The organism is Sphingobium sp. LMC3-1-1.1, assembly GCF_040676285.1.
Taxonomy (GTDB): domain Bacteria; phylum Pseudomonadota; class Alphaproteobacteria; order Sphingomonadales; family Sphingomonadaceae; genus Sphingobium.
Map to the genome: position 1 here is coordinate 230,643 of NZ_JBEGHQ010000001.1, position 15,340 is coordinate 245,982.

The 15,340-nt window shown below is 64.0% G+C and carries 16 protein-coding genes; all 16 read left to right on the forward strand.

Going from position 1 to position 15,340, the window contains the following annotated elements:
* The first annotated feature begins 12 nt into the window (after positions 1-12).
* The 16 genes from MRBLMC3_RS01250 (at position 13) to nuoI (ending at position 15,329) form a co-directional block, all read left to right on the forward strand.
* Entirely contained in the window at positions 13-1,215 is a 1,203-nt protein-coding gene (locus tag MRBLMC3_RS01250) for a phosphoglycerate kinase (RefSeq protein ID WP_363825289.1), read from the forward strand.
* A 127-nt stretch (positions 1,216-1,342) separates the two neighbouring features.
* Positions 1,343-2,239 carry a fructose bisphosphate aldolase gene (locus MRBLMC3_RS01255; protein WP_363826585.1) on the forward strand — a complete coding sequence of 299 codons (897 nt, stop codon included), beginning with the start codon at positions 1,343-1,345 and terminating at the stop codon, positions 2,237-2,239.
* Between the two features lie 408 nt (positions 2,240-2,647).
* Positions 2,648-3,343 (forward strand): thiamine phosphate synthase, encoded by a 696-nt coding sequence (gene thiE / locus MRBLMC3_RS01260; RefSeq protein ID WP_363825292.1) that lies wholly within the window; start codon positions 2,648-2,650, stop codon positions 3,341-3,343.
* A 135-nt stretch (positions 3,344-3,478) separates the two neighbouring features.
* A complete protein-coding gene (locus MRBLMC3_RS01265; protein ID WP_363825295.1) occupies positions 3,479-4,567 on the forward strand; it encodes a L,D-transpeptidase family protein in 1,089 nt (362 codons plus the stop codon).
* Complete coding sequence (locus MRBLMC3_RS01270) at positions 4,564-5,124, forward strand: M23 family metallopeptidase (protein ID WP_363825298.1); 561 nt, start codon at positions 4,564-4,566, stop codon at positions 5,122-5,124. The genes MRBLMC3_RS01265 and MRBLMC3_RS01270 overlap by 4 nt, the downstream gene beginning before the upstream one ends.
* Positions 5,125-5,223: 99 nt before the next feature.
* Entirely contained in the window at positions 5,224-5,787 is a 564-nt protein-coding gene (gene efp, locus MRBLMC3_RS01275; RefSeq protein WP_025549544.1) for an elongation factor P, read from the forward strand.
* Positions 5,788-5,935: 148 nt separating this feature from the next.
* The gene (locus MRBLMC3_RS01280; protein ID WP_363735205.1) at positions 5,936-6,748 is read left to right on the forward strand and encodes an inositol monophosphatase family protein; all 813 of its coding nucleotides are present in this window, start codon (positions 5,936-5,938) and stop codon (positions 6,746-6,748) included.
* Between the two features lie 130 nt (positions 6,749-6,878).
* The gene (locus MRBLMC3_RS01285) at positions 6,879-7,253 is read left to right on the forward strand and encodes an NADH-quinone oxidoreductase subunit A (protein WP_133651754.1); all 375 of its coding nucleotides are present in this window, start codon (positions 6,879-6,881) and stop codon (positions 7,251-7,253) included.
* Positions 7,244-7,798, forward strand: coding sequence for a NuoB/complex I 20 kDa subunit family protein (locus MRBLMC3_RS01290; RefSeq protein WP_022682903.1), 555 nt, complete (start codon positions 7,244-7,246; stop codon positions 7,796-7,798). Before MRBLMC3_RS01285 ends, MRBLMC3_RS01290 begins: the two co-directional genes overlap by 10 nt.
* 1 nt (position 7,799) lies before the next feature.
* Positions 7,800-8,561, forward strand: a complete 762-nt coding sequence (locus MRBLMC3_RS01295) for an NADH-quinone oxidoreductase subunit C (RefSeq protein WP_363825300.1) — start codon at positions 7,800-7,802, stop codon at positions 8,559-8,561.
* A complete protein-coding gene (locus MRBLMC3_RS01300) occupies positions 8,561-9,796 on the forward strand; it encodes an NADH-quinone oxidoreductase subunit D (RefSeq protein WP_363825303.1) in 1,236 nt (411 codons plus the stop codon). Before MRBLMC3_RS01295 ends, MRBLMC3_RS01300 begins: the two co-directional genes overlap by 1 nt.
* The gene (nuoE, locus tag MRBLMC3_RS01305) at positions 9,796-10,479 is read left to right on the forward strand and encodes an NADH-quinone oxidoreductase subunit NuoE (protein ID WP_363825305.1); all 684 of its coding nucleotides are present in this window, start codon (positions 9,796-9,798) and stop codon (positions 10,477-10,479) included. Before MRBLMC3_RS01300 ends, nuoE begins: the two co-directional genes overlap by 1 nt.
* Positions 10,476-11,792: an NADH-quinone oxidoreductase subunit NuoF gene (gene nuoF / locus MRBLMC3_RS01310; RefSeq protein ID WP_363735200.1), complete on the forward strand. Its 1,317-nt coding sequence runs from the start codon at positions 10,476-10,478 to the stop codon at positions 11,790-11,792. Before nuoE ends, nuoF begins: the two co-directional genes overlap by 4 nt.
* Before the next feature lie 2 nt (positions 11,793-11,794).
* Entirely contained in the window at positions 11,795-13,801 is a 2,007-nt protein-coding gene (nuoG, locus tag MRBLMC3_RS01315) for an NADH-quinone oxidoreductase subunit NuoG (RefSeq protein ID WP_363825308.1), read from the forward strand.
* Entirely contained in the window at positions 13,798-14,847 is a 1,050-nt protein-coding gene (nuoH, locus tag MRBLMC3_RS01320; protein ID WP_363825310.1) for an NADH-quinone oxidoreductase subunit NuoH, read from the forward strand. Before nuoG ends, nuoH begins: the two co-directional genes overlap by 4 nt.
* A complete protein-coding gene (gene nuoI, locus MRBLMC3_RS01325; RefSeq protein ID WP_022682896.1) occupies positions 14,844-15,329 on the forward strand; it encodes an NADH-quinone oxidoreductase subunit NuoI in 486 nt (161 codons plus the stop codon). The genes nuoH and nuoI overlap by 4 nt, the downstream gene beginning before the upstream one ends.
* Positions 15,330-15,340: the final 11 nt, after the last annotated feature.

The following is a 15,340-nucleotide window of genomic DNA, read 5'->3' on the forward strand; positions in this document are numbered from 1 at the left end:
CAGGGAGCGATCATGGCAAAGCCGTTCAAGACACTCGACGACATGGGAGACATCACGGGCAAGGTGGTGCTGGTGCGCGAGGATCTGAACGTGCCGATGCAGGATGGTTCCGTCTCCGACGACACCCGCCTGCGCGCGGCGATGCCCACTGTGCTGGAGCTGGCGGATCGCGGTGCCAAGGTGCTGATCCTCGCGCATTTCGGTCGCCCCAAGGGCCAGAAGAACCCCGAATTTTCGCTTTCCAAGATCACTCGCCCGCTCAGCGCCGTGCTGGGCCGCGAGGTGCAGTTCATTCCCGACTGCCAGGGGGAGGCTGCGGTTGACGGCATCGCTGTGATGCGTCCCGGCGACATCGCCATTCTGGAAAACACCCGCTTCCATCCCGGCGAGGAAAAGAATGATCCGGCGCTGGTGGATGCGATGGCCGCGATTGGCGACTTGTACGTCAACGACGCCTTCTCCGCTGCGCACCGCGCGCATGCCTCGACCGAGGGGCTGGCGCACAAGCTGCCTGCCTTCGCCGGCCGTTCGATGGAAAAGGAACTGGACGCGCTGCAGGCCGCGCTGGGCGAGCCGGTGAAGCCGGTCGCCGCGGTCGTCGGTGGCGCGAAGGTTTCGACGAAGCTCGACGTGCTCAACAACCTGGTCGCCAGGGTCGATCATCTCATCATCGGCGGCGGCATGGCCAACACCTTCCTGTTCGCGCGCGGCGTGGATGTCGGCAAGTCGCTGTGCGAGAAGGACCTGGCGCAGACCGCGGACGCGATATTCGACAAGGCGGAAGCGGCGGGTTGCACCATCCATCTGCCCTATGATGTCGTCGTGGCGAAGGAATTCGCCGCCAATCCGCCGTCCTTGCGCACGTGCAACGTGCATGAAGTGGCGGAGGACGAGATGATCCTCGACGTCGGCCCCGCCGCTGTCGAGGCGCTGGGCGACGCGATCAAGAATTGCCGGACGCTCGTGTGGAACGGTCCGCTCGGCGCGTTCGAGATCGCGCCCTTCGACAAGGCGACCGTGGCACTGGCGAAGACGGCCGCCGCGCTCACCAAGGAAGGCGGCCTGACCTCCGTCGCGGGCGGTGGCGACACCGTCGCGGCGCTCAATCATGCCGGCGTGGCTGGCGATTTCAGCTTCGTCTCGACCGCCGGCGGCGCTTTCCTGGAATGGATGGAAGGCAAGGAGTTGCCGGGCGTGAAGGCGCTGATGGCCTGAACCGGATTGCGGGACCGGCCTGTGGAGAGTGGCCGGTCCGGCTCGACCGTGGACGCCGTGCAAGGGCGTCCTTTCCCCTAGACGCGCTGCCGGGAGGGCGGCGCATCCAACGAAGAGGTATGTGCAGATGCAGTTCGAGGACATGAAGGCGAAGATCGAGGGCGGCAACGGCTTCATCGCGGCGCTCGACCAGAGCGGCGGATCGACGCCCAAGGCGCTGAAGGGCTATGGCATCGAGGAAGATGCATGGGGCAGCGAAGAGGAGATGTTCGCACTGATCCACGACATGCGCAGCCGCATCATCACCGCGCCGGTCTTTTCGGGTGAAAAGGTGCTGGGCGCGATCCTGTTCGAGCGCACCATGGACGGCGAAGCGGGCGGCAAATCCGTGCCGCAGGCGCTGATCGAGCGCGGCGTGGTGCCCTTCATCAAGATCGACAAGGGCCTGGAGGACGAAGCGAACGGCGTGCAGTTGATGAAGCCCAATCCGGGGCTCGACACGCTGCTGCACCGCGCCAAGGCGCTGGGCGTGTTCGGCACCAAGGAGCGTTCGGTGATCAACCTCGCCAATCGGGAGGGCATCGCCGCCGTGGTGAAGCAGCAGTTCGAGGTCGGACGCCAGGTTCTGGCCGCGGGCCTGGTCCCGATCATCGAGCCGGAAGTGAATATCAAGAGCCCCGAACGTGCCGAGGCGGACCAGATCCTGCTGGAAGAGATCCTCAAGAATCTCGACGCGCTGCCGGGCGACGACAAGGTGATGCTGAAGCTGTCGCTGCCGACCAAGGCCGGCCTGTTCGATCCGCTGGTCGATCATCCCCGCGTGCTGCGCGTCGTGGCGCTTTCGGGCGGTTTTTCGCGTTCGGAAGCCTGCAAAGAGCTGGCCAGGAATCGCGGCATCATCGCCAGCTTCAGCCGTGCGCTGCTGAATGACCTGCGTCACCAGATGAGCGACGCCGAGTTCAACGCCTCGCTGGGCGAAGCGATCGACGAGATCCACGGCGCTTCGACCCAGAAGGCGGCCTGATCCATGATGACGGCCGCGAGCGCGGGTTAAGCGTTCGTGGCCGTCATACGGCCAAGGCGCAACGTGCTCCTGCGAAGGCAGGAGCCCAGTTTCGACGCCAGTTAATGGCCGCAGCGGCTGAACAGGGCCCTCGCGAGCCGCCTGTTTCGTTCGAGTGCCTTCGCAGGAGCACGGTTCGGCTCCGGCAGGGCAAAGACTAACTGCCCTCCGTCAACTCCTTCAAGATGCGGGCATCGATAATCGCCTGCGCGTCATGATCGCCGCCATTTTTTCCGGGTAGAAGTGGCCGCGCCAATCTCGGTAATTCCATCCCGAACATCCCATCCTGATCATGCGGGAGGAACGCAGGCGAGGGCGGATCGGCTCCACCCTTTTCCAACGCCATCAAAAGCGGCTAAGGCGAAGCCCATGACCGACTTTACCGATGAAGAGCTGGCGCTCGATCCCGATTTTGCGGCCCGGTTCGACAGCAACGACCGGCGGCCGCCCTGTCAGCTCTATCTGATTTCCCCGCCGGCAATCGACACGGGCTTTGTCGGCAACCTTGCCGCTGCCTTTGACGGCGGCGGGGTTGCGGCCTTCCAGTTGCGGTTGAAGGGACTCGACGAAGATGCCGTCGCCCGCGCCGCAGAGCCGCTGCAAAGGCTCTGCGCGGATCGGGACGTGGCCTTCATCATCAATGACAGCATGACGCTGGCAAAGCGCCTGGGCGCCGATGGCGTCCATCTGGGGCAGGGCGACGGCGATGCGCGTGAGGCGCGCAAGCTGCTCGGTCCTTCGGTGCAGATCGGCATCACCTGCCATGACAGCCGCCATCTGGCGATGGAGGCGGGGGAGGCGGGCGCAGACTATGTCGCTTTCGGTGCCTTCTTTCCCACGACCACCAAGGAAACGCTCCACCGGCCTGACCCGTCTATCCTGGGCTGGTGGACCGCATTGTTCGAACTGCCCTGCGTGGCGATCGGCGGGATCACGCCGGACAATGCCGCGCCGCTGGTGAAGGCCGGCGCGGATTTCCTGGCGGTGAGTTCGGCGGTATGGGCCCATCCGCAGGGGCCGCAGGCGGGCGTGGCGGCGTTCGGGCCGGTGCTGGCGCAGCCATAGTTTCTCCCGCTCCTGCCCTGGCAGGCGCATGTCAGGAAGGCGGCCAGGAAAGCAGGCAGGCAGCTTTCCCGCATTTCACGCGTTTTCTCTCCCGCAATAGGGCCACAACAGGGCCAAAATAGGGAGAGTATCGCCTTGAAAACCTGTCCGCTGATCCTGACGCTGCTCTGTGCGGCCTGCAATATGACGGTGACGGACGCGAACGAGACCGCGCCGGCCAAGCAGACGAAGGAGACCGCCTCGCGCCCGTCCGCGCCAGCCGGCGATCCCTACGCCTTCGTCATCCTGCCAGAGCCGGTCGGTGCGCCAGCGCGTGCGGATCGGGTGTTGCAGGCGCAGGTGGCGCTGGACAGGGCCGGCTTCTCGCCGGGCGTGCTGGATGGAAAGGAGGGCATGTCCTTCTCCACCGCGCTCAAGGGTTTTCAGGAGGCCAGGGGCCTGCCGCCCACGGGGCAATATGATGACGCGACGGCAAAGGCCCTTCTGGGTGACAGGCCGCCTCCTGCCACCTGGCTGGTGAAGATACCCGCCGCGTTTGCCCGCGGCCCGTTCTACGCCATCCCCAGGGATCTCAACGATCAGGCGAAGCTGCCCGCGCTCGGCTATCGCAATCTGCTGGAAAAGCTGGCGGAGCGTTTCCACACCCGGCCGGAGGCGCTGGTCGCGCTCAACCCGCCGAACAGCAGGATCGGGCCAGGCGCCACGGTCCGCGTGCCCGCCATCGCCAACCAGCCCGTCGCCCGGATCGAGGGGGACGAGCGGGGATGGGGCGCGACGCTTGCGAGCCTTGCCGTCGCCCGGGACCAGCCGCAGGCCGACCATATAGTCGTCGACAAGTCGGACGGGGTGCTGAGGGCCTATGACGCCGACAATCGACTCATTGCCCAATTCCCCGCCACCATGGGGTCGCAGCACGATCCCCTGCCAATCGGAACATGGGAAATCAAGGGATTGAGCCGCAATCCTGACTTCCATTATAATCCCAACCTGTTCTGGGATGCGGCCTCGACCGATCAGAAGGCGGTGTTGAAGCCTGGTCCCAACGGCCCTGTGGGCGTGGTGTGGATCGACCTTTCCAAACCGCATTACGGCATCCACGGCACGCCCGAGCCGCAGTTGATCGGGCGGACAGAAAGCCATGGCTGCATCCGGCTCACCAATTGGGATGCCGCCCGGCTGGCGCAGATGGTGAAGTCCGGCGTCAAGGCGGTATTCCAGCCATGAGGGCGCGCGGTTGGGCCGGTATCGGCCTGGCCGTGCTGGTCGGCGCTGCCGTGCTGCGCAGTTGCGTGCGGATCGTCCCGGCGGGAGCGCCCGAGCCGTCCCGTCCCGCGACGGTGCGGGCAGGGGGATTGCTGATCCCGGTCGAAGGCGTGCCGCCCTCCGCGCTCAACGACAGCTTCACCCAGGCGCGGGCAAGCGGCGCGCGCCCGCATGATGCGATCGACATCATGGCGGCGCGGGGCAGGGCGGTGCTGGCGGCGGCGGACGGACGGATCGAAAAGCTGTTCTGGAGCGGGGAGGGCGGGCGCACGATCTATGAACGGTCGGCGGACGGTCGGCGCATCTATTATTATGCGCATCTGGACAGCTATGCGCCGGATCTCGCGGAAGGGCAGGCGGTAAGGCGCGGACAGCGCATCGCAAGCGTCGGCAGCACGGGCAATGCAGATCCGGCGGCGCCGCATCTGCACTTCGCGGTGCATGAAATGCGTCCGGGAGAACCCTGGCATGGCGGGCGGGCGATCAATCCCTATCCGTTGCTGGCGGCAAGGCGATAGGCGCCGCCTCTTGCCCTTTCGCCCTCATCCATGTAAGGGCGCGGCCAGCCTCCAGAGGCCGGCTCTTTTCACCTTCAGACATATAGGCAGGCTCTTCCCATGAAGATCAGCGGCGTCGAGATTCGTCCCGGCAACAACATCGAATATGACGGCAGCCTCTGGCGCGCCGTGAAGATCCAGCATACCCAGCCCGGCAAGGGCGGCGCCTATATGCAGGTGGAACTGAAGAACCTGATCGACGGGCGCAAGAACAATGTCCGCTTCCGTTCCGCCGAGACGGTGGAGCGCATCCGCCTCGACACCAAGGATTTCCAGTATCTCTATGCGGAAGGCGACATGCTCGTCTTCATGGACACGGAAACCTATGAGCAGATCAACCTGCCCCAGGATCTGGTGGGCGACGCATCGGCCTTCCTGCAGGACGGCATGATGGTCATGCTGGAAATGTATGAGGAACGCCCGATCTCCGTGCAGCTTCCCGAAACGGTCGAGGCGACCGTCGTGGAGGCCGATGCCGTGGTGAAGGGGCAGACCGCTTCGGCGAGCTACAAGCCCGCCATCCTCGACAATGGCGTGCGCGTCATGGTGCCGCCGCACATCGTCACCGGCACGCGCATCGTCGTCGACGTGTATGAGCGCGAATATGTGAAGCGCGCGGATTGATATCCGATTCCCCCTCCCGCTGGCGGGAGGGGTCAAGGGGTGGGTGGCGAGCATAAGCGAGCTTCCTGCCCTTTCCGTTTTCAAAAAGGCCGCTGACCCGGCCGCCCACCCCCGGCCCCTCCCTCTGCGGGAGGGGGGAGACAAAAAAATGGTATCGCACTCGGGCCTCTTGACCGTCATGGAACGCGCCGCGCGCAAGGCAGGCTCCAGGCTGCGCCGCGACTTTGGCGAGGTCGAACATCTGCAGGTGTCGCGCAAGGGACCGGCGGACTTCGTGTCCAAGGCCGACCAGCAGGCGGAAAAGACGCTGGTCGAGGAATTGCAGAAGGCCCGGCCCGACTGGGGCTTCCTGCTGGAGGAAGGTGGCGAGATCGCCGGCGACCCCAACAAGCCGCGCTGGATCATCGATCCGCTCGACGGCACCAGCAATTTCCTCCACGGCATCCCGCACTTCGCGATCTCCATCGCAGTCGAGGAGCCGCTGTATGGCGGCAAGCGGGAGGTGACGACCGGCCTCGTCTATCAGCCGGTGACCGACGAAAGCTATTGGGCGGAAAAGAGCAGGGGCGCCTGGCGCCACGACCAGCGGCTGCGCGTTTCGGCGCGGCGTGATCTGGGTGATTGCCTGATCGCCACGGGCATCCCCTTCCTGGGACATGGCGATTTCGCGCAATGGACGCGCATCTTCGGGGCGGTCGCTCCTTCGGTGGCCGGCATCCGCCGGTTCGGCGCGGCATCGCTGGACCTCGCCCATGTCGCCTCCGGTCGCTATGACGGCTTCTGGGAGAGCGGCCTTCAGCCTTGGGACGTCGCGGCGGGCCTGCTGATGGTGCGGGAGGCGGGCGGCTTCGTGTCCGACTTCCGCGGCGGTGACCAGCCGATCGAGCGCAAGGAAGTGATCGCCGGCAACGATGCCATCCACAGCAAATTGCATAAGTTGGTGGCTGGAGCGCTGCGCTGAGGCAGGGCCTTTGATAGCGTGAAGACATAGCAGCAATTGTTGCGAATCATTCTCATGCCTCCGGGCCTTGCTTCGCATATGCAGCGGGCCTAAAGCGCGGCCGTAAATCATTTTCGCCCAGGGGATTCCGTTGGTCGATCTAGCCCAATATCTGCCGATCCTGATCTTTCTCGGGATCGCCTTGCTGCTTTCTAGCGCGTTCGTGTTCCTGCCGATGCTGGTGGGGCGCCTTACCGGCGCGCATCAGCCCGACCCGGCCAAGCTCAGCGAATATGAATGCGGTTTCCCGGCGTTCGAGGAACCGCGCAGCCAGTTCGACGTGCGATTCTATCTCGTCGCGATCCTGTTCATCATCTTCGATCTGGAGGCGGCGTTTCTCTACCCCTGGGCGGTCAGCCTGCAGCAGATCGGCTGGGCCGGCTGGGCGACGATGATGATCTTCATAGCGGAGCTGGTGCTCGGCCTCGTCTATGCGTGGAAGAAGGGAGCACTCGATTGGGAGTAGAACTTGAGCGGCCCGCGCCTGGCACCCTGCTGCCCGCCGGAACCCAGCCCGACCAGGATTTCTTCAACGCGTTGAACAGCGAGGTGAGCGACAAGGGCTTCCTGGTCACCTCGACAGAGGAACTGTTCCAATGGGCTCGCACCGGCTCGCTCTGGTGGATGACCTTTGGCCTCGCCTGTTGCGCGGTGGAGATGATCCACGTCAACATGCCGCGTTACGACATGGAGCGCTTCGGCGCCGCGCCGCGGGCTTCCCCGCGCCAGTCCGACGTGATGATCGTGGCAGGCACCCTGTGCAACAAGATGGCTCCGGCGTTGCGCAAGGTTTACGACCAGATGTCCAATCCGAAATATGTGATTTCGATGGGCAGCTGCGCGAACGGGGGCGGCTATTATCACTACAGCTATTCGGTGGTGCGCGGCTGCGACCGCATCGTGCCGGTCGACATCTATGTGCCGGGTTGCCCGCCGACCGCGGAAGCCCTGCTCTATGGCGTAATGCAGCTGCAGCGGAAAATCCGCCGCATCGGGACGATTGAGCGCTGATATGGGTCATTCTGCTCCTAGAATCGCGACCATAGACGGGATCGCGCAGGAAATTGCCGGCCTGCTGGGATCGATGCTGGTCGAAACCGTCGACCATGCCGATGAGCTGAGCTTCACCGTCGTTCGGGAAAAGCTGGCGGACGCGATGGTCCTGCTGCGCGACCGCGCGCAATATCAGCAGCTGATGGAAATCGCCGGCGTCGACTATCCCGACCGCCCGGAGCGGTTCGAGGTCTGCTATCATCTGCTGAGCGTCACGCGGAACCACCGCGTTCGGGTCAAGGTACAGACCGATGAGGACATGCCTGTTCCCACCGTCACGCACATCTGGCCGGTCGCCGGCTGGCTGGAGCGGGAGGTGTTCGACATGTACGGCGTCATCTTCGAGGGCAATGCCGACCTGCGCCGCATCCTGACCGACTATGGTTTCAAGGGCCATCCGCAGCGCAAGGACTTCCCGCTGACCGGCTATGTCGAGATGTGGTATTCCGAAGAGGACAAGCGTGTCGTCTACAAGCCGGTGAAGCTGGCGCAGGATTTCCGCCAGTTCGATTTCATGAGCCCGTGGGAAGGCGCGCAATATGTGCTGCCGGGCGATGAGAAGGCGCCACAGGCGCCCGGTGCTCCAACGCCCGCCGCCGCTCCGCCGCCGCCCGCCGCTCCCAAGGGCGGCACGCCCAAGACGACCGATAAGCCAGGCGTCAGCGGGGCAGGGGAGCCGGCCGACAGCGAGGCGAACAAGAAGTCCGAGGACAAGGCCTGATGTCCGATTATCTGGAAAAGCTGGACCATGTTACCGATGCGGCGGACCCGTCGTTCGGCGATACGGAAATCCAGAACTATACGATCAACTTCGGTCCGCAGCATCCCGCTGCGCACGGCGTGCTGCGCCTGGTCATGGAGCTGGACGGGGAGATCGTCGAGCGCTGCGACCCGCATGTCGGGCTGCTGCATCGCGGCACCGAAAAGCTGATCGAATACAAGACCTATCTCCAGGCGCTGCCCTATTTCGACCGGTTGGACTATTGTTCGCCGCTGGGCATGGAGCATAGCTATGTCCTTGCCATCGAAAAGCTGCTGGACCTGGAAGTGCCGCTGCGCGCGCAATATCTGCGCGTGTTCTTCGCGGAACTGACCCGCATCTGCAATCACATGCTGAACCTGGGTTCGCACGTCATGGACGTAGGCGCGATGACGCCGAACCTGTGGCTGTTTGAAATTCGCGAGGATTGCCTCAACTTCTTCGAGCGCGCTTCGGGCGCCCGCATGCACTCGGCCTATTTCCGGCCGGGCGGCGTGCATCAGGATGTGCCGCTCAAGCTGCTGACCGACATTGCCGACTGGCTCGACACCCGCCTGCCGCGCCTGTTCGAAGACGCGATGAGCCTGGTGGTCGACAACCGCATCTTCAAGCAGCGCAACGTCGACATCGCCGTGGTTAGCAAGGAAGACGCGCTGAAATGGGGCTTCTCCGGGCCGATGATCCGTGGCTCCGGTATCCCCTGGGATATCCGCAAGGCGCAGCCCTATGACGTTTATGACCGGATGGAATTCGACGTTCCGGTCGGTACCAATTTCGACTGCTATGACCGGTTCATGGTGCGGGTCGAGGAAGTCCGCCAGTCCGCGCGGATCATGAAGCAGTGCCTCAACGAAATGCCGGAAGGGCCGATCGCCAGCTTCGACCGCAAGGTTTCGCCGCCCAAGCGTGGCGAAATGAAGCGCTCGATGGAAGCGCTGATCCATCACTTCAAGCTCTATACCGAGGGCTTCCACGTCCCGGCGGGCGAAGTCTATGTCGCCACCGAAAGCCCCAAGGGCGAGTTCGGCGTCTATCTGGTCGCGGACGGCTCCAACAAGCCCTATCGCTGCAAGATCCGTCCGACCGCCTTTAGCCACCTGCAGGCGATGGATTTCATGATGAAGGGCCACATGCTGGCCGACACAACCGCTGTCCTGGGCGCCATGGACATCGTGTTTGGAGAATGTGACCGCTAATGGCTGACGCAGTTCATATCCCGGACGAGGCCGAAACGCGCGCGCGCTGGGGCGCGTTCGCGTGGACGACCGAAAATGCCGAACAGGCGAAGAAGGTCATCGCCCGCTATCCCGCCGGCCGTCAGCAGTCGGCGGTGATGCCGCTGCTCGACCTCGCCCAGCGTCAGGTCGGCGTGGAAACGCAGACCAACGGCTGGCTGCCGGTGCCGGTGATGGAATATATCGCCGACCAGCTCGAAATGCCGTACATGCGCGTTTACGAGGTCGCGACCTTCTACACCATGTATAATCTGGCGCCGGTCGGCCGCTATCATGTGCAGGTCTGCGGCACGACGCCCTGCATGCTGCGCGGCTCCGACGACGTGTTTTCGGCCTGCAAGAACAAGGGTCTGGTCAAGGGCGGCACCACGCCGGACGGCCTGTTCACGCTGACCGAGGTCGAGTGTCTGGGCGCCTGCGCCAATGCGCCGATGGTCCAGATCAACGACGATAATTTCGAAGACCTGACCTATGACAGCATGAGCGCGATCCTCGACGATCTCGCCGCTGGCAAGCAGCCCAAGATCGGGCCGCAGATCGAGCGTCAGACGAGCGCGCCGGAAGGTGGGCCGACGACCCTCAGGGAAATGGTCAGCGAAAATCACGATTATCGCGGCCAATGGAATGTGGGAGCGGAGGCATGAGCGACGTGATTGCGCCTCTCAGCGACAAGGATCGCATCTTCACCAACGTCTATGGCTTCCAGGACTGGGGCATCGACGCGGCGATCAAGCGCGGCGATTGGGATAATACCAAGAAGCTGCTGGAAATCGGCCAGGACGAGATCATCGAGCGCATCAAGGCGTCCGGCCTGCGCGGCCGTGGCGGCGCGGGCTTCCCGACCGGCATGAAGTGGAGCTTCATGCCCAAGGAAAGCAGGGACGGTCGTCCGAGCTTCCTCGTCATCAACGCCGACGAGTCCGAGCCGGGTAGCTGCAAGGATCGGGAGATCATCCGCCACGATCCGCACAAACTGATCGAAGGCGCGCTGGTCGCCGGTTTCGCGATGCGGGCGCGCGCGGCGTACATCTATATTCGGGGCGAGTTCATCTACGAGGCGAAGGTGCTCTTCGCTGCCGTCGAGCAGGCCTATGAAAAGGGCTTCCTCGGCAAGAATGCCTGCGGTTCGGGCTATGATTTCGACGTCTTCGTCCATCGCGGCGCGGGCGCCTATATCTGCGGCGAGGAAACCGCGCAGATCGAAAGCCTGGAGGGCAAGAAGGGCCAGCCCCGGCTCAAGCCGCCTTTCCCGGCCGGCGCTGGCCTCTATGGCTGCCCGACCACGGTCAACAACGTCGAATCGATCGCGGTCGCGCCGACCATCCTGCGTCGCGGAGCCGCATGGTTCTCCAGCTTCGGGCGGGAGAACAACAAGGGCACCAAGCTCTTCCAGATCAGCGGCCATGTGAACAAGCCCTGCGTCGTCGAGGAATCGATGGGCATCAGCTTCAAGGAACTGATCGACCGGCATTGCGGCGGCATTCGCGGCGGCTGGGACAATCTGCTGGCGGTGATCCCCGGCGGCTCCTCTGTGCCGCTGGTGCCGGCCAAGGAGATCATGGACGCGCCGATGGATTTCGACGGCCTGCGGGCGCTGGGCTCCGGCCTTGGCACCGCTGCCGTCATCGTCATGGACAAGTCGACCGACATCGTCCGCGCCATTTCGCGCCTCTCCTACTTCTACAAGCATGAGAGCTGCGGCCAGTGCACGCCCTGCCGCGAAGGCACCGGCTGGATGTGGCGGGTGATGGAGCGGCTGCGCACCGGCGATGCCGACCAGAGCGAGATCGACATGCTGTTCCAGGTCACCAAGCAGGTCGAAGGCCACACCATCTGCGCGCTCGGCGACGCGGCGGCCTGGCCGATCCAGGGCCTGATCCGGCATTTCCGGCCTGAGATCGAGCGCCGGATCAATGAGAACAAGGGTAACGCCCCGGTCATGGAGGCAGCGGAGTAACCATGCCGAAGGTCAAAGTAGACGGCGTAGAACTCGAAGTTCCGGCGGGCGCGACGGTCCTCCAGGCCTGCGAGCTGGCGGGCAAGGAAATCCCGCGCTTCTGCTATCATGAGCGCCTCAGCATTGCGGGCAATTGCCGCATGTGCCTGGTCGAGGTGAAGCCTGGGCCGCCCAAGCCGCAGGCAAGCTGCGCGCTCCCCGCTGCCGAAAATCAGGAAATCTTCACCCAGACCGAGATGGTGAAGAAGGCGCGTGAGGGGGTGATGGAGTTCCTGCTCATCAATCACCCGCTCGACTGCCCGATCTGTGACCAGGGCGGCGAGTGCGACCTGCAGGACCAGTCGGTGGCCTATGGCCGTGGCGGCAGCCGCTTCGAAGAGAATAAGCGCGCCGTTACCGAGAAATATATGGGTCCGATCGTCAAGACGGTCATGACCCGCTGCATCCAGTGCACCCGCTGCGTGCGCTTTGCCGAGGAAGTCGCGGGCGTGCCGGAAATCGGCGCCATCTATCGCGGCGAGAATATGCAGATCACCACCTATCTCGAACATGCCGCCAAGAGCGAGCTGTCGGGCAATGTGGTCGATCTCTGCCCGGTCGGCGCGCTGACGTCGAAGCCCTATGCGTTCGAGGCGCGTCCCTGGGAACTGAAGAAGACCCATGCCATCGACGTTATGGACGCTGTCGGCACCAACATCCGCCTCGACAGCCGCGGCCGCCAGGTGCTGCGCGCCGTGCCGCGCATCAACGATGATGTGAACGAGGAGTGGGCGAGCGACAAGACCCGGCACAATGTCGACGGGCTGGTCCGCAAGCGTCTGGACAAGCCGTTCGTGCGCAAGGACGGCAAGCTGGTTCCGGTGACCTGGGCAGAGGCCTTTGCCGCCATCGCCGCGGTCCAGCATGGCGGCAGCGTTGCGGCGCTGGCGGGTGACCTGCTCGATTGCGAGACGATGTTCGCCGGCAAGCTGCTGGTCGAACGGCTCGGCGGCACCATGCTGGAAGGGCGTCAGACCGGCCTTGCCTATGACGTGTCCAGCCTGAGCGCGGTCAACTTCAATACCACCCTGAACGGCATCGAGACGGCCGACGTCATCCTGCTGGTGGGCACCAATCTGCGCTGGGAAGCGCCGCTGGTGAACACCCGCATCCGCAAGGCGATCAAGAAGGGCGCCAAGGTCTTCGCTCTCGGCCCGCAGGTCGACCTCACCTACAAGGTCGAATGGCTGGGCAATGACGCCTCGCTGCTCGCGAAGCTGCCGCAAGCAGTGGTGGAAGCCTTCGGCAAGGCCGCGCGTCCGGCGATGATCGTCGGCGGCGGCGTGCTGGCCAAGGACGGCGCACATGGCGACACGCTGGCGCTGGTCGAAACGCTGGGCCTCATCAAGGATGGCTGGAACGGCTATAACGTCCTGCACTTCGCGGCGGCGCGCATGGGCGGGCTGATGCTCGGCTATGCGACGCAGGGCGGCGTCAAGGCGGTGGCGGCGGCCAAGCCGAAGCTGCTTTTCTCGCTCGGTGCGGACGAAGTCGACTATTCGGCGTTCGAGGACAGCTTCAAGGTCTATGTCGGCCACCATGGCGACAAGGGAGCGCATGCGGCGGACGTGATCCTGCCGGGCGCGAGCTATGCGGAGAAGGCAGGCACTTACGTCAACCTGGAAGGCCGCGTGCAGCGTGGCGAAAAGGCCGTGTTCGCGCCGGGCGACGCGCGCGAGGACTGGTCGATCCTGCGGGCCTTGTCGGAAGTGCTGGGCGCGACCCTGCCTTTCGACAGCTTCGAGGCTTTGCGCGCCGAAATGGCCAAGGCGGTTCCGGCGCTGGGCGTCGAGGGCCTGGCCGATTATGGCTGGTCCAGCCCCAAGCTTCCGACCGGCGCCACCGGTGAATTCGGTTCGCCGATCAAGGATTTCTACCTGACCAACGCCATCTGCCGCGCCAGCCCGACGATGCAGCAATGCTCGGCCGAACTGATCCATGGCGAGACCTATGCGGAGGCCGCAGAGTGACCGCTTTCTTCCAAAATCTCGGCCTCCCCTTTGAAGGCGCCTGGCTGCTTTCCACGATCATCGGCATTCTGGTGATTGCCCTGCCGCTGATGCTGGCGGTGGCGATGATCATCTATGCCGACCGCAAGATCTGGGCGGCCATGGCGCTGCGCCGTGGTCCCAACGTCGTCGGTCCCTTTGGCCTGCTCCAGTCCTTCGCGGACGGCGCAAAGGTCTTCCTTCAGGAAACCATCATCCCGTCGGCCGCGAACCGCGCACTCTTCCTGATCGCGCCGATCATCACCTTCACGGTGGCGCTGATCGCCTGGGCGGTGATCCCGTTCCAGGTCGGCGTGGTGGTCGCCAACATCAATGTCGGACTGCTCTACATTCTGGCCGTCAGCTCGCTTGGCGTGTACGGCATCGTGCTGTCGGGCTGGGCGTCCAACTCCAAATATCCCTTCTATTCCGCGATCCGCGCCAGCGCGCAGATGATCTCCTATGAAGTCTCGATCGGCTTCATCCTGGTCTGCGTCGTGCTCTGGGCCGGCAGCTTCAACCTGACCGCGATCGTCGAAAGCCAGAAGGGCTATTATGGCTTCCTGAACGGCAACGGCTTCAACCCGCTGCTCTTCCCGATGGCGATCATGTTCCTGATCTCCGCCATGGCGGAAACCGGTCGCGCGCCGTTCGACCTCACAGAAGCGGAATCGGAACTCGTCGCGGGTTACCAGACCGAATATTCGTCCATGGCCTTCGCGCTCTTCTGGCTCGGCGAATATGCGAACGTCATCCTGATGTGCGCGCTCAACGCGATCCTCTTCTGGGGCGGCTATCTGCCGCCGCTCGACTGGGCGCCGCTTTATTATGTGCCGGGCATCATCTGGCTGCTCGCCAAGATCGCCTTCTTCTTCTTCGTCTTCTCCTGGGTGAAGGCGACGGTGCCCCGCTACCGTTACGACCAGCTGATGCGGCTGGGCTGGAAGATCTTCCTGCCGACCTCGCTCTTCTTCGTCTTCCTGGTTTCGGGCTTCCTCATGTTCACGCGTTACGGAGGCGCTCAATGAGCCTCGGCTACTACGTCAAGTCCTTCACCCTCTGGGAGTTCGTGAAGGCGCACGCCCTGACCTTGAAATATTTTTTCAAGCCCAAGGCGACGATCAACTACCCCTATGAGAAGAACCCGATCTCGCCGCGGTTCCGGGGCGAGCATGCGCTGCGCCGCTACCCCAATGGGGAAGAGCGCTGCATCGCGTGCAAGCTGTGCGAGGCCATCTGCCCGGCGCAGGCGATCACCATCGAGGCGCAGCCGCGCGAGGACGGCAGCCGTCGCACCACGCGCTACGACATCGACATGACCAAGTGCATCTATTGCGGCTTCTGTCAGGAAGCCTGCCCGGTGGACGCGGTCGTCGAGGGTCCGAACTTCGAATTCTCGACCGAAACCCGCGAGGAGCTGATCTACGACAAGGCCAAGCTCCTTGAAAATGGTGACAAGTGGGAGCGCGCGATCGCCGCGAACCTTGCCGCCGATGCACCCTACCGTTAAGCCGCAGCCGC

Bases quoted from the DNA above. Each gene is read 5' to 3' on its own strand.
- MRBLMC3_RS01250 (WP_363825289.1), top strand. From the start codon at position 13: ATGGCAAAGCCGTTCAAGACACTCGACGACATGGGAGACATCACGGGC.
- MRBLMC3_RS01255 (WP_363826585.1), top strand. From the start codon at position 1,343: ATGCAGTTCGAGGACATGAAGGCGAAGATCGAGGGCGGCAACGGCTTC.
- thiE (WP_363825292.1), top strand. From the start codon at position 2,648: ATGACCGACTTTACCGATGAAGAGCTGGCGCTCGATCCCGATTTTGCG.
- MRBLMC3_RS01270 (WP_363825298.1), top strand. From the start codon at position 4,564: ATGAGGGCGCGCGGTTGGGCCGGTATCGGCCTGGCCGTGCTGGTCGGC.
- efp (WP_025549544.1), top strand. From the start codon at position 5,224: ATGAAGATCAGCGGCGTCGAGATTCGTCCCGGCAACAACATCGAATAT.
- MRBLMC3_RS01280 (WP_363735205.1), top strand. From the start codon at position 5,936: ATGGTATCGCACTCGGGCCTCTTGACCGTCATGGAACGCGCCGCGCGC.
- MRBLMC3_RS01295 (WP_363825300.1), top strand. From the start codon at position 7,800: ATGGGTCATTCTGCTCCTAGAATCGCGACCATAGACGGGATCGCGCAG.
- MRBLMC3_RS01300 (WP_363825303.1), top strand. From the start codon at position 8,561: ATGTCCGATTATCTGGAAAAGCTGGACCATGTTACCGATGCGGCGGAC.
- nuoE (WP_363825305.1), top strand. From the start codon at position 9,796: ATGGCTGACGCAGTTCATATCCCGGACGAGGCCGAAACGCGCGCGCGC.
- nuoF (WP_363735200.1), top strand. From the start codon at position 10,476: ATGAGCGACGTGATTGCGCCTCTCAGCGACAAGGATCGCATCTTCACC.
- nuoG (WP_363825308.1), top strand. From the start codon at position 11,795: ATGCCGAAGGTCAAAGTAGACGGCGTAGAACTCGAAGTTCCGGCGGGC.
- nuoI (WP_022682896.1), top strand. From the start codon at position 14,844: ATGAGCCTCGGCTACTACGTCAAGTCCTTCACCCTCTGGGAGTTCGTG.